Source organism: Variovorax sp. YR752 (assembly GCF_943372545.1).
Genome location: NZ_CALRZC010000227.1, coordinates 1 through 13,119 on the forward strand (window position 1 = coordinate 1; position 13,119 = coordinate 13,119).

At 66.2% G+C, this 13,119-nt stretch carries 11 protein-coding genes and 1 pseudogene; 8 read left to right on the plus strand and 4 right to left on the minus strand.

Annotated features, from left to right (window positions below):
• Window positions 1-27: 27 nt before the first annotated feature.
• Window positions 28-966, minus strand: a complete 939-nt coding sequence (locus AAG801_RS33855; protein WP_341892366.1) for a tripartite tricarboxylate transporter substrate binding protein — start codon at window positions 964-966, stop codon at window positions 28-30.
• Between the two features lie 185 nt (window positions 967-1,151).
• Here AAG801_RS33855 and AAG801_RS33860 point away from each other — a divergent pair, with 185 nt between their 5' ends.
• Window positions 1,152-2,039 (plus strand): LysR family transcriptional regulator, encoded by an 888-nt coding sequence (locus tag AAG801_RS33860; protein WP_341892357.1) that lies wholly within the window; start codon window positions 1,152-1,154, stop codon window positions 2,037-2,039.
• Between the two features lie 12 nt (window positions 2,040-2,051).
• Here the strand turns inward: AAG801_RS33860 and AAG801_RS33865 are convergent, their stop codons facing one another.
• Window positions 2,052-4,439 (minus strand): ATP-binding protein, encoded by a 2,388-nt coding sequence (locus tag AAG801_RS33865; protein WP_341892358.1) that lies wholly within the window; start codon window positions 4,437-4,439, stop codon window positions 2,052-2,054.
• Window positions 4,436-5,110 carry a response regulator transcription factor gene (locus tag AAG801_RS33870; protein WP_101491509.1) on the minus strand — a complete coding sequence of 225 codons (675 nt, stop codon included), beginning with the start codon at window positions 5,108-5,110 and terminating at the stop codon, window positions 4,436-4,438. The genes AAG801_RS33865 and AAG801_RS33870 overlap by 4 nt, the downstream gene beginning before the upstream one ends.
• 317 nt (window positions 5,111-5,427) lie before the next feature.
• Here AAG801_RS33870 and AAG801_RS33875 point away from each other — a divergent pair, with 317 nt between their 5' ends.
• The 7 genes from AAG801_RS33875 to AAG801_RS33905 all read left to right on the plus strand — a co-directional run bounded on the left by AAG801_RS33875 (window position 5,428) and on the right by AAG801_RS33905 (window position 12,804).
• A complete protein-coding gene (locus AAG801_RS33875; protein ID WP_341892359.1) occupies window positions 5,428-6,180 on the plus strand; it encodes a DUF1120 domain-containing protein in 753 nt (250 codons plus the stop codon).
• Window positions 6,181-6,349: 169 nt separating this feature from the next.
• Window positions 6,350-7,012: a DUF1120 domain-containing protein gene (locus AAG801_RS33880; protein ID WP_341892360.1), complete on the plus strand. Its 663-nt coding sequence runs from the start codon at window positions 6,350-6,352 to the stop codon at window positions 7,010-7,012.
• A gap of 49 nt (window positions 7,013-7,061) precedes the next feature.
• Entirely contained in the window at window positions 7,062-7,724 is a 663-nt protein-coding gene (locus tag AAG801_RS33885; protein WP_341892361.1) for a DUF1120 domain-containing protein, read from the plus strand.
• Between the two features lie 275 nt (window positions 7,725-7,999).
• On the plus strand, window positions 8,000-8,716 hold the full coding sequence (locus tag AAG801_RS33890; RefSeq protein WP_341892362.1) for a fimbria/pilus chaperone family protein: 717 nt from the start codon (window positions 8,000-8,002) through the stop codon (window positions 8,714-8,716).
• Between the two features lie 2 nt (window positions 8,717-8,718).
• On the plus strand, window positions 8,719-11,247 hold the full coding sequence (locus AAG801_RS33895; protein WP_341892363.1) for a fimbria/pilus outer membrane usher protein: 2,529 nt from the start codon (window positions 8,719-8,721) through the stop codon (window positions 11,245-11,247).
• The gene (locus AAG801_RS33900; protein WP_341892364.1) at window positions 11,244-11,810 is read left to right on the plus strand and encodes a hypothetical protein; all 567 of its coding nucleotides are present in this window, start codon (window positions 11,244-11,246) and stop codon (window positions 11,808-11,810) included. Before AAG801_RS33895 ends, AAG801_RS33900 begins: the two co-directional genes overlap by 4 nt.
• Before the next feature lie 295 nt (window positions 11,811-12,105).
• Window positions 12,106-12,804, plus strand: coding sequence for a winged helix-turn-helix domain-containing protein (locus tag AAG801_RS33905; RefSeq protein WP_341892365.1), 699 nt, complete (start codon window positions 12,106-12,108; stop codon window positions 12,802-12,804).
• Between the two features lie 2 nt (window positions 12,805-12,806).
• Here AAG801_RS33905 and AAG801_RS33910 read toward each other — a convergent pair.
• Window positions 12,807-13,119 (minus strand): annotated as a pseudogene (locus AAG801_RS33910) (LysR family transcriptional regulator); the annotation flags it as partial.

Sequence of the window (13,119 nt, forward strand, 5' to 3'; positions counted from 1 at the left end):
GGTCGTTCAGGAGGGCGGTGGTGCTGCTCATTGGGGTTCCAGTCGGATGGACTTGGCGATGTCGCGGTAGCGCGCGGTTTCGGCCTCGTAGAACTTCGCGGACTCGGCCAGCGTGGTCGATGGCGAGGCCTGCTGCGTCTGGGCCGCGAGCTGCTCGCGCACGCTGGATTCCTTCAGCGTCGTGCCGATGGCCTGGTGCAGTTTCTGCACCACGTCTTCGGGCGTGTTCTTGCGCACGAAGAAGCCGCTCCAGGTCTTGTAGTTGACGTTCTTCAGCTCCTTGCCTTCGCTGGCCGTGGGCACGTTCTTCAGCAGTTCAGAGCGCTGCCCGCCGAGCTGGCCGAGGATCTTCAGCCGGCCCTGTTCGGCCAGCGCGCCCATGGCGGCGCTGTAGACCAGCACGGCAAAGTCGACCTGCCCGCCACCGATGTCCTGCAGCAGCGGCGCGTTGCCCTTGTAGGGTGCATGCATGAGCTTCACGCCGGTGTCCAGCTGCACCTTCTCGAGGATCAGGTGGTAGAGCGAGCCGATGCCCACGCTGCCGTACGACAGCGGCTTGTCGGCCGACTTGCGCGCCAGCGCAATGAGTTCGTCGACGCTGTTGGCGGGCAGGTCCTTGCGCGCGACGAAGACCATCACGGCCTCGGCGACCGGATGCACCATGCGGAAGTCTTCGGCCTTGAGCTTGACGGCCGCATTGGCCAGCGGCGACAGGATGATCTCGTTGGGCGAGCCCTGGAAGATGTAGTAGCCGTCGGCCGGCGCGGCCAGCACCTTCTGCGCGGCCATGGCGCCGCTCACGCCGCCCAGGTTCTCCACGATCACCTGCTGGCCCAGTGCCTTGCCCAGCGGCACGGTGAAGATGCGCGCGGTGGCGTCCGAAGGGCCGCCGGCCGGGTAGGGGACCATCAGGTTCACGGGCTTGGTGGGAAAGCTGTCGGCGCTGGCAGGGCCCGCGGCCAGCATCAGCCCGCAGGCGAGCCAGAGCGCGGAACGGAAGAACGAGGTCGTCAAATCATGTCTCCTTCGTGGGAAGCCGGCTCGTGTGGCCGGATGCAAGGGGATGCTAGGAGCGAGCCTGTCGAACGTCCAATGCATTGTTGTCTGTATTAGCATGAGTCCAATGCATTCGAAATAACGAGGCTTTCGCCATGACGCTGGTTCAACTGAGGCACCTGATTTCGCTGGCCCACACGGGCTCGTTCAGCAAGTCGGCGCAGGCCCTGCACCTGACGCAGCCCGCGCTCAGCCGCAGCGTGCGCGCGCTCGAAGACGAGCTGGGCATGCCCCTGTTCGACCGCATCGGCCGGCGCAACGAGCTCACGGCCTTCGGGCGCGAGGTGCTGGAGCGCGCGCGGCTGCTGGTGTCGGAGGCCGAGGCGCTGCGCGACCGCGGCCGGCAGATGCGCGAAGGCGAGGGCGGCACGGTCCGCATCGGCCTCGGCTCCGGGCCGGGTGCGCTGCTGATGACGCCCTTTCTGCTGCACATGGCCAAGCACCATCCGGCCGTGCGCACGGAAATCGCGCGTGGCAGCACCGACCTGCTGGCGCAGGCACTGCGCGAGCGCAGCCTCGATGCGCTGGTGGTCGATGCGCGCGCGCTCAAGCCCGCGCCCGACCTGGCGCTGACCCACGTGTACGAGCTGCGTGGCGCCTTCCTGTGCCGCCGCGGCCATCCGCTCGCGCGGCTGCGCAAGGGCGTGAGCTTCGAGGCGGTGCAGCGCTATCCGATCGCCTCGACGCCGCTGAGCGACGAGGTGGCGCGCGGGCTGGTCGAGACCTACGGCCCGCAGGCCCATCCTGCCAACTGCGTGACCCTGCAGTGCGAAGAGTTGCCCAGCATTGCCGACGTGGTGCGCCAGAGCGACACGGTGCTGCTCGCGGTGCACGAGTCGGCGCCCGACCTGGTCGAGCTGCGGATGGAGCCGCCGATGCGCGGCACGGCGCGCTTCGGGCTCGTCACCCTGCGCCAGCGCACGGAGGCGCCAGCGCTGGAGATTCTTCGCCGGTTGATGAAGGAACGGATGGCGGGGGCGTAGGGCGGCGTCTGGTCAGGAAGCCGCGGCCGCGGGCAGCAGCCCGGCGGCCGACAGCGCCAGCTCGAGTTGGTCCAGCCGTGCCGCTATGCGCGTGCCGCTGGATGCTGTATCGCTGCGAGCGACTCCCTCCAATGCGTCTGCCAACGCTGCCACGGCCGCAGCGTCAACCATCAATGCCGCGCCCTTGAGCCGGTGCGCATGGTGCGCTGCACCTGTGGCATCCCCCGCAGCGAACGTGCTGCGCAACGCAGCAAGTTCTTCCGCCATGGCCTCGTGCAGCTGCGGTGGCACCGCGGTGCCAGGAGGTTGCGGCGACGGCGCGCCGCCCAGCCAGAGCTGCAGCATGCTCGACAGCTCGTCCAGGCGCAGTGGCTTCTTGAGCACACCGCCCATCCCGCTGTCCATGCATTTCTCGAGATGCGCCAAGTCGGTCGCGGCCGAAATCGCGATCACGGGCAGATGGCTGGCACCCGTCTCGCGCTCGCGCTCACGGATGCGGCGCGTCGCTTCGTAGCCGCTCATGCCGGGCATGTGGCAGTCCATGAGCACGAGCGCGAAGGAATGCGGCGGCTCGAGCGCAGCCAGTGCCGCCGCGCCATCGGCTTCGATCCGCGCTTCGTACCCCAGCGTGCGCAGTTGCTCGGCAATGATGAACTGGTTGCCCGGATGGTCCTCCACAACCAGCACGGTGGCCGCCGCACCGGAGGACGGCAGGCCAAGCGCCGCAGCGGCATCCTTGGACAATGCTTGTGCGGGCGATGCAAGCCGCACCGGCAAGGCGAACTCGACCGAAGTGCCTGCGCCAAGGCGGCTGGTCAAACGAATCTCGCCCCCCATCAACTCGACCAGCTCCTTGCAGATGGTCAGCCCCAGGCCCGTGCCGCCGAAGCGCCGGGTGGTGGCGTTGTCGGCCTGCGCGTAGGCATCGAAGACAGCGGCCTGTTGCGACGGCGCGATGCCGATGCCGGTGTCGCTCACGGTGACCGTCAGCCGGCCGTTCATGTCACCACCGTCCACAAGCGCCAGCGTCACATCGATGCGCCCGCGCTCGGTGAACTTCACGGCATTGCCCACCAGGTTGAGGAGCACCTGCCGCAACCGTGTGGGGTCGATCAGCACCTGCCGGCCCGACGGGTTGGTCGTGCGCACCTCGATGACCAGCTGCTTTTCCTGCGCGTTCACCCGCGCCACATGCGCCACCTTCTGCGCCAGCGCGTCGACATCGGTGCGGATCAGTTCGAGTTCGAGGCGCTTGGCGTCCAGCTTCGAGAGGTCGAGCACATCGTCCAGCAGCGACAGCAGCGCTTCGGCGGCGGCCGAGGCGGTGCGCGTGAAGCGCTTCTGGCGCGCATCCATCGGTGTGTGCTCCAGCATCTCGATGGAGGCCAGCACCGCGTTCATGGGCGTGCGGATTTCGTGGCTCATGACCGCCAGGAAGTGCGACTTGGTGCGCTCGCTCTTCTGTGCGGCGCGTTGCGCCACGCGGGCGCGCCAGGCGAACCAGCCGAGCAGCACGACCGTGCCGAGCAGCATCAGCAGCTGCGGCAAGCGGTACCGGATGATCGACAGCAGCGACGGCTCGCCGAAGTCCGTCTGTTCCAGCCATCGGTCGTTCATCTGACCGGTTTCCGCCGCCGAGAGGCTGGCCAGCGACTTCGCCACGATGGCGTGCAACAGCGGCAGGTCGGCGCGCACGCCCATCTGGGCGATGTACAAGAGGTCGCCAACAGTGCCAGAGATGCTCAACTGACGCGCATGCCTGCGGCGCATCATGGGCAGAAACACCGCGTCGGAGCCGATGGCGGCGTAGGCTTCTCCCGCGATCACCGCATCGAGGCTCTCCATCGGCTCGCGGGTTGGCAGCACGCGGACACCGGGATAGCGTTCGGCGAAAACATGGGCGTAAGACCCCCCGCCGCGCACGGCTGCCACCTTGCCGTCCAGATCTTTCATGGTGAGGACGATCGGGGCGTTGGTCCGCGTGACGATGATGGTCTGCGCCACGAAGAAGGGATCGGTCAGACGCAGTTTCGCGCCGACCTCGCGTGTGGTTCGCTGGGCGCTGGCGTTCGGGAACATGTCGACCTTGCCATCGAGAAAGGCCTGCTGGGCTTCCTGCCAGTCCTGGGTGGGGTTCAACTCGAAGCGCAGGCCCGATTTGCGGGCGACCGCGTCGAGGTACTCCGCCATCAGTCCCTTGTAGCGGCCGTGCTCGATGTACTCCAGCGGGCTCAGCCGCGTGTCCGCTGCATACCGCACGACGGGGTTTGCGTTCATCCAGCGATGCTCTTCCTCGGTGAAGACGGGTTGCGTCTGCGCCCACGCGGAGCCGGCCGGGAGCGCCATGGCGGTTCCCATGATCCACATGGCCACCGCCCGGAAGGAGTTCCAGTGCCTCATGTCTTGTCCAGCTGGTGGCGAATCTTGAACAGCTCGTTGTCCGTTCGAATGCCCAGCTTGCGGAACGCCGCCTGCTTCTGCGTGCTGATGGTGTTCACGTTGCGAGAGAACTTCGCGGCGATCTGCGTGACCGACATGCCTTCCAGGCAGCAGCGCAGCACCTCGCGTTCGCGCGGGGACAGCAGGGGATTCTTCGTGAGCGCTTCGGCGTCGGTGCGGCCCCACGATGCTTCGGCGTGGGTCGCGATGTCCGCCGCCATGTCGGGATGCAGGTGGATCCGGCCCTTGGCCACCGTGCGGATGGCCGCCATCAACTCGCTCAGTTCCTGGTTCTTTCCGACATAGCCGCGCGCGCCGGCCTTCAGCGCCAGTGCCACCGTGGCCGCGCTGTAGTGCGCAGAGACGACGATCGTCTTGCTGCGCGGATGCCGGACCTTCAGTGCCCGGATGAGATTGAGCCCGTCGATGTCCGAAGGTCCGAGCGAGAAATCCATGAGAACGATGTCTGCCGGCAGGGTGGCCAGGGCGTCGAGCAGTTCGCGGCTGGTGGCATGGCTGCCGACCACCGACAGGCCGGGCTCGTCCGCCAGCCTGACGATCAGGCCATGCCGAACGACCGCGTGATCATCGAGCACCATCAGGCGAAGAGGCTGCGCGGCGAGGTGTGTCATCAGGACATTCCAGTGGACGGATCGTAGGCCGCTTGCCAACACGTCAATACCGTCCAAACGAGGGGGGTGGCCCCACGCATGACGATGGATGTCGACCCGGTTCCAGAGGGGAAGAACGCTTTCGCGCCTGCCGTCTGGATCGGAATTTAGAACTATCCCTAGATCGCCCCTCCGATTTTTCGTTGCATTCCTATATCGGAAAAAACACCCGAAAAGAACAATGAACCGGACCGAAAAGGCTCACAGGCGCCGGCTTCCTGGAAGAGGTGCAAGGCGCTCGAGATGCCGCATCGATTTTCGGATTCGGGCCTGTTCCGATGCCCTCAAAAAGCATCGCTTCGGGGCCATGGGTGGGTTTCAACGAATCCGTCGTTGAAACTTTTTTTGAAATTCTTGAGGAAATAGTAATGAAGAAAATTGCAGCTCTTGCCGCTGTCGCCGGCGTGGTCGCCGTGATGTTCGCGCCTGTCCAGGCGAGCGCCGAAAGTGCCGAACTCCGGATCACCGGCACCATCGTGCCGTCCGCCTGCAAGCCCGCTTTTTCTGGGGGCGGCGTGGTCGACTACGGCACCTTTTCTGCCAGCACACTGAACCCGACGGCCCAGACCACGCTCGCTGACAAGTCGATCCAGCTGACCCTGACCTGCGAGGCGTCTGCGCTGTTCGCCTTCAAGGTGATTGACGAACGCGCGGGGACCGCGGTCACTTCACTGGAAACCATCCCGACGTATGGCGCGGACTCGAAGTTCGGCCTGGGCGCTGTGGATGGAAAGAACATCGGCACCTATTCGTTGCAGATCACGAAAGAGACCGCCGACAACGGCGCGACCCAACACATCAACAGCGCGGACGGCGGCACCACCTGGTCGGCCTTTGCGGGCGGCTTGACTGTGGACGGCAGCAAGATCGTTTCATTCGCCGGCACGAGCACGGGCACCGTGCCAGGCCCCCACGCCTCCGTCACGGCCGATATCCGTGTGGTGACCGCCATCGACAAGGGCAGCAACCTGCCGCTGACTCAGCGGATTGCGCTGGACGGCCTGTCGACGTTCGAAGTCGTCTACCTGTAAGTCACACGGCGGTATCGAGCAGGGCCCGGCGCCAACGCCTCATCACTTGGCGGGCGGACGGCGTGACCACCACGACGGACGGCTGCGCGAGGCCCTGTCGTCGCGAGGTCGAGATTCGGGACTGGCTCCAGGCCGCCCCCGCGACATTGAAGTTTTTAAGGAAGTATCCGTGAAGAGAATTGCAACCCTTGCCGTGATCGCCGGCGTGGCCGCCGCGATGTTCGCGTCCGTCCAGGCGAGCGCTGAAAGCGCCCAACTCCAGATCACCGGCACCATCGTGCCGGCCGCTTGCAGGCTCGCCTTCGCAGGCGGCGGTGTGATCGACTATGGCAGCATTCCGGCCAGCTCGCTGAAGCCGACGGCCCAGACCACGCTCCCGGACAAGTCGACCCAACTGACCCTGACCTGCGAGGCGCCAGCGCTGTTTGCTTTCAAGGTGATCGACGAGCGCGCTGGGACCGCGGTCACTTCACTGACCACCGTCCCGACATATGACGCGAAAGCGAAGTTCGGACTGGGCGCGTTGGGAGGCAAGAACATTGGCGCCTATTCGTTCCAGATTGCGAATGAGACCTCCGATCAAGGCGCCACCACGCACATCTTGAGCATGACAGGCGGAGCCAACTGGGTGGGCTCTGCTAGCGGCGTGGCCGGTGACGGCAGCAGGCTCGTTGCATTCGCCGGCAGCCCCACGGGAACGGTGCCAAGCCCCCACACATCCGTCACGGCCGAGATGCGGTTGGTAACCGCCATCGACAAGGGCAGCAACCTGCCTTTGACCCAGAAGATCCCGCTGGATGGCCTGTCGACGTTTGAACTCGTCTACCTGTAAGCAACGGCTGACGAACCGCCCGTTTTGTGAAGTCCTTGAGGAAATACCCGTGAAGAAAATTGCAACCCTTGCCATGATCGCCGGCGTGGCCGCCGTGATGCTCGCGCCCGTCCATGCGGGCGCCGAAAGTGCCCAACTCCGGATCACCGGCACCATCGTGCCGGCCGCTTGCAGGCCTGCCTTTGCAGGCGGTGGCGTGGTCGACTATGGCACCATGCCCGCCAGCTCGCTGAACCCGACGGCCCAGACCACGCTCGCGGAAAAGTCGACCCAACTGACCCTGACCTGCGAAGCGCCTGCGCTGTTCGCCTTCAAGGTGGTCGACGAACGCGCTGCGACCACAGTCACTTCGCTGGAAACCATCCCGGGGTACAGCCCGGTAATGAAGTTCGGCTTGGGCGCTGCGGATGGCAAGAACATTGGCGCCTATTCGATGCAGATCACGAAATCGACCCCCGATCAAGGCGCCACCAAGCTCCTTCTGAGCGGGGACAACGGCGCCTCCTGGCTCAACGCGAACGGCGGCTTGGTCGGCGACGGCGGCACCATATTTGCATTCGCTGGCAGCGCCACAGGAACGGTGCCCGCCGCCCACACCTCCATCACCGCCGATCTCCGTGTGGTGACCGCCATCGACAAGGGAAGCAACCTGCCCTTGACCCAGAAGATCGCGCTGGACGGCCTGTCGACGTTTGAAGTCGTCTACCTGTAAGCCACACGGTGGCATCGGGCGGGTCCTCCGCCCGATACCGGGGGGTGCCGGCCATGGCGCCTGGCGCAACCCTCTGCAGGACATCTTGTTCCCAGGCGCGCTGCGGCCTTGAGGGCAACCGGGCATCGCGCCGAGACCGACCGGAATCGACGCCGTGCCGCCAGCTGGAGCCGGGGCCGACCTACAGCTCGTCGATCCATCCCCATTTTTTGATTCTTCTCGAAACGTCCTTTCGAGACGGCGGACGCGCTCGTCCGAAAAGAGGAAAGAGAACCATGAACTTCATCCCCGCGACTTTTGTTTTCGCACTGTCTGCCTCGACCGCACTGATCGCGGGCCTGGCCCCGCTGCCGCTTCATGCCGCAGGCATGCTGCCGGAGACCTCCGTCGTCATCGTCAACGAGAGCGATGGCGAAGCCAGCATCAACGTCAAGAACACGGACGCCAAGCCGGCCCTCATGTTCACGTCGTTGACGGGCATCCCCGGGGACGACGAAACGCTGCTGATCGTGACCCCGACGGTCGCCCGGGTCGAGCCCGGCGAAACACAGCTCGTGCGCTTTCTGCTGCAAACCCGGCAGCCGCTCAAGACGCAGCGCTTGCGGCGCGTGATCTTCGAAGGCATCCCGCCGAAGAACATGGCGCCGGGCGTGCGCGTGACCATGAACGTTCGCCAGAACCTGCCGGTGCTGATTCATCCCAAGGGCCTGGCGCAGGACGACCAGCCCTGGAAACGACTGAAATGGTCGGTCGGGATCGACAAGTTGCGCGTCGTGAACGACAGCCCGTACGTCGTACGCCTGGCCGCCTCGGTTCAGTTGCTTCCGTCGACCACGACGGTCGAGTTGCCGCGCCCCTATGTGCTTCCCGGTGAGACGGTGGAAGTCGCCGTGCCGGCCGCAGCGAAGGGTGCCGCCACGGTGCGGCTGGTGCCTGCGACGGTGTATGGCTTCACGGTGGCCAGCTACGACGCCACGCTCGCGGCGCACTGACGATGGCTGCGGCCGTGGGGGGAGGGCGCACCAAAGGCTTGTCGGTCGGTCTGCCGGCGATGCTCTCGGTGCTGCTGGTGTCTCCTTCGGCCTTTGCCTTGGCCTTGGCCTTGGCCGGCGAGGACCGCGCCGCAGTCATCGAAGAGGTCCTCAAGGAGAAGCCGAGCGCCGCGTTCGACCTGGACGTGCTCAGGCAGCGCGGCATCGACCCGAAGCTGGCCGAGTACTTCCAGCACGAAGCCCGCTTTCGCACGGGGACGAGCGTCGTGACGCTGTTCGTCAACGACGAGCGCCGCGGGCTGGTGCCAGCCACCTTCGATGCAGACGGTCGCCTGTGCTTCGACAAGACGCTGCGGGACAAGGCCGGCCTCGTGATGGACGGCGGGACGGATGACGCGCCGAAGAAAGACAAGGACGCAGCGGCCTGCAGTGAATTCCAGCGCCGGTTTCCAGGCACGATCATCGAGCTGCGTCCCGGCAAGGACGAGATCCGCCTCATCGTGCCGACCGATGCATTTCGGCCCCGCACGCGGGCCGACACCTTCAGCCGCGGCGGCGTCGCCGGCCTTCTGAACTACGACGTGCTGACGATGGACAGCCGCCATGCCGGTGGCGCCAGCACCTTCCGCTCGCTGAGCACCGAAGCCGGCCTGAACGTCGGCGACTGGATCTTTCGAAGCCGGCAGAGCTACGCGTCGCAGAACGGCAAGGAGAGGGTGCAGCACCTCTATGCCTATGGCCAGAAGACGCTGACCGGCCTGGGGGCCACGGTGCAGGGCGGCCAGATCAACATTGCCAGTTCGATCTTCCCGGGGGATCCGATCCTGGGCGTGCAGATCGTCCCGGAGGACGCCCTGCGCGCGGATGCACGCGACAACGGCACCGTGGTCGAAGGCATCGCCCACACGCAGGCCCGCGTGGAGGTGCGCCAGAACAACGCGCTCATCTACTCGACGGTCGTCCCACCCGGGCCGTTTTCTTTGACGGGCCTGCCGCTGCTCAACGGCTCGAGCGACCTGGAAGTCACGGTCATCGAGGTCGACGGCTCCCGCCGGCCGTTCACCATTCCAGCGGCCGCCCTGGGCGCCACCGCCTTTCGCACGACGACGGGCTACGCGTTCGCTGCAGGCCGCTACCGGCCCTATGGCAACGGAGGATCGCAAGACAAGCCCTGGGTGGCGACGGGCACCGGCACCTGGGCGCTGGACACGTCCACCCACCTGACGGCGGGCGCCATGGCGGCCTCGCGCTACCAGGCCGCGGCATGGTCCGTGAATCGCATGCTGGTGCCGGGCACGATGGCGGGGTTTCGCCAGGCCGTGTCCCACGCCGCGGGCGAGGGCGTGCGCGGCACGCAGGTCAACGCCTCGGTGAGCAGCGCGGTCTCGCCCACCGTGTCGGCGTCGATGAGCGTCACGCAGCAGACCCAGGGCTTTCGCGACCTCGCGGACACGGTCAACGCGAACCTGCTCGACACCGGGTGGACGCGCCAGCGCTACAAGGGCCAGTACGCGGGCTCCGTGGGCTGGACCCACCCGGACTGGGGCGGTTTCCGGTTGGCCTATTCGCAATCCACAAACTTCAATGGGCGAAACATCCAGCGCATGACGGGCGCGTGGGTGAAGTCGTTCAAGCACGCCACGGTGTCGTTCAACGTGGAGCACAGCACCGGCGACCTCGGGCGCTTCGACAACAGGCATGCGGCCTATGTCACCGTGAGCATTCCGCTGGGTTCGAAGACGGTCAAGACATACGTCAACCGCTACGACAACCGCATGCGCACCGGCGCCACGCTCAACGAGCGCGTCAACGACGCCGTGAGCTACCAGGTCTCGACCGAGCGGGACAGCCGCGAGGGGCAGAACAACATCGACGGGCGCCTGAGCCTGCAGGCGCGCTACACGCAGGCCAACCTGGGGCTCTCGCGCAACGGCGCGAGCACCACCTACAGCGGGCAGCTGCAGGGCGGCATCGTCGCGCACAAGAACGGCGTCACGTTCTCGCCGTACCCTGTGGAGGACACCTTCGGCATCGTCTCGGTGGGGGGCGTGTCCGGCGTCAAGATCGTCACGCCGCAAGGTCCGGTATGGACCGATGCCTGGGGCCGCGCGGTCGCGCCCCGGCTGCTCCCGTACCACACGAGCCGGCTGGAGATTTCGACCAAATCACTGCCTCGCAACATCGACCTGGTGAACGGCTACCAGGAGCTCGAAGCGGGCCGCGGATCGGTGAACCACATCCGCTTCGGTGTGATCAATGCCCGCCGGGTGCTCCTGAAAGCCATCGGCCCCGAGGGGAGGGTGCTCGAAAAGGGCTTGGCGGTGGTCGACGGCGACAACCAGTACCTCACCTCGGTCGTGGACGGTGGGCAGGTTTTTCTGCCCGACGTGCAGGGCGGCGCGAACCTGAAGGTCACGCTGTCGAACGGCGACACCTGCAGGCTCGATTTTTCGCTGCCGGAGACGTCCGACGCATCCACCTACTTTGAATCGGCCAACGCCACTTGCACGGCCATGGGAGCACCGCAATGACCACCACGATACGAGGCACGGCGCTTGCCGCACTTGCCACCCTGGGCGTGCTGGCCGCAACGCCGGTGCATGCACAGGCATCGGCACGCTGCGATGCGCAACTGAGCGAGTCGCTCGTCGACTATGGACGCACGACCCGCGCGCAGCTGATGGAACGCCAGCCCGACCCCGCCCGCGCTTCGCTGGGCAAACGCCGGGTGACGCTCACGGCGGTGTGCGTCGAACGCACGGCGATGACGCTGTCGTTTCAGGGGGCGGCAGCGGACGACACGGGGTTTCGGTTTGCGAGGAACGATCGCTTCACGCTCAGGATTCTGGATGCGCAGCTCGACGGCAAACCGGTTCGCCTGGCTGCATCGCAGGTGGACGCCACGGGCGTGGCACCGTCCCCGGTCCTTCGGCCCGGCGACCGGATGTCTGCGATAGACGGCGCAGGCCTGGCCCAGGGTCAGCGCCTGACGGTACAGCTGGAAATCGAGCCGTTCGTGGGGGCCGCAGCGACGCGCGTCGCGGGAGAAAGCACATGGGAAGGCGCGGGGCGTTTCGAGGTCTTGCGCCGTTAGATCGAGCGGGGCCTCGTGCGCCCACTTTCGAGGAATCCCGAAACCGTGGCCCCGGCTTTTCGATGCATCCCTATTCGAGAAAAACCGCCCGGCGAAAACAATGGATCGCAAGAAACGGGACCACCCCTTGCTGGCTGTCCCGGCCCGATATTCAACTTGCCCAAAAAGCGATGCGAAGTCCGATCCATCTCTGGAGCGATCCTTGAAGCAGAGTCATTGCACTGTCCCCACCCCCCTCCTGACCACGCGGCGGCTGCCCATCTTGTTGAGCGAGTCCGAGTCCTGCACCCTTGCGGTGATCGACCCCGACCTCCAGACCCGAAGCCAGATGGGGCGTGCCATTCGCAGGCTCGGCCACTGGCCGATGGTCTTCAGCAGCGCATTGGAATTGACACAGGCGTGCCGCTACTTCGAACCCCGCTTTGCCGCCGTGGTCGTGGCGTGCCCGGTCGACGTCGGCACTGCAGGCGCACTGATGGCCCAGGTGCGGGAACAGGTTGGCCCGGATTGCCCGTTGGTCCTGTGCGCCGGAAAACGCGGTATCCGCGAGTTGGCGGTCTTGCACGTGCACGCGACCGATCACGTGGAGGTCACGCCGTCTTCATTCGAAGCGACGTACCTGCTGATGCGGTCCTTCCTGCAGCAGCGACAGACACCGATGCTGGACATGTTCGTCGAATGGGGGGCGTTTCGCCTCGACCTCTCCGCGGACAGCGCACAGGTGGCCGGCACCCGGGTCGAACTGACGCCCAATGAATTCGAACTGGCCATCGCATTGTTCAGGAACGTCGACCGGGTCTTGACCCACCACGGACTGCGCTCGCTGGTATGGGACCGCGGCCCTCGCTGCGGCTCGGGGGTGCTCTCCACCAATGTGTGCCGCTTGCGCCGCAAGCTCGGTTTGAGTGCCGGACGCCACGGGTTGGAGCTGCAGGCGGTTCCGGGACACGGCTACCGGTTGAGCGCAACGGCAAGCGCGCCAGAAGCGCACTGACGCTAGGCGGCCTGTGCGTCGGCAGCTGCCGCATCAGGCCGCGCCAGCCCGGACGCCACCGCCGCCAGGATGCCGCGCAGCCAGCGGTGAGCCGGCTCGTGCTGCGAGCGGTCGTGCCACAGCTGGTAGAAGCGCATGCGCGGAAAGCCCTGCGGCGCAGGCACCGCCACCAGCGGCAACGTGTCCACGAACTGCATGGCGAAATGGCGCGCGGTGGTGAACACCAGGTCGGTGCCCACCAGCAGGTGCGGCGCCACGGTGAAGTAGGGCACGGCAATGCAGGCTTCGCGCGTCTGGCGCAGCGTGGCCAGGTGC

Bases quoted from the DNA above. Each gene is read 5' to 3' on its own strand.
- AAG801_RS33855 (WP_341892366.1), bottom strand. From the start codon at position 966: ATGCTGGCCGCGGGCCCTGCCAGCGCCGACAGCTTTCCCACCAAGCCC.
- AAG801_RS33860 (WP_341892357.1), top strand. From the start codon at position 1,152: ATGACGCTGGTTCAACTGAGGCACCTGATTTCGCTGGCCCACACGGGC.
- AAG801_RS33865 (WP_341892358.1), bottom strand. From the start codon at position 4,439: ATGAGGCACTGGAACTCCTTCCGGGCGGTGGCCATGTGGATCATGGGA.
- AAG801_RS33870 (WP_101491509.1), bottom strand. From the start codon at position 5,110: ATGACACACCTCGCCGCGCAGCCTCTTCGCCTGATGGTGCTCGATGAT.
- AAG801_RS33875 (WP_341892359.1), top strand. From the start codon at position 5,428: ATGCCCTCAAAAAGCATCGCTTCGGGGCCATGGGTGGGTTTCAACGAA.
- AAG801_RS33890 (WP_341892362.1), top strand. From the start codon at position 8,000: ATGAACTTCATCCCCGCGACTTTTGTTTTCGCACTGTCTGCCTCGACC.
- AAG801_RS33895 (WP_341892363.1), top strand. From the start codon at position 8,719: ATGGCTGCGGCCGTGGGGGGAGGGCGCACCAAAGGCTTGTCGGTCGGT.
- AAG801_RS33900 (WP_341892364.1), top strand. From the start codon at position 11,244: ATGACCACCACGATACGAGGCACGGCGCTTGCCGCACTTGCCACCCTG.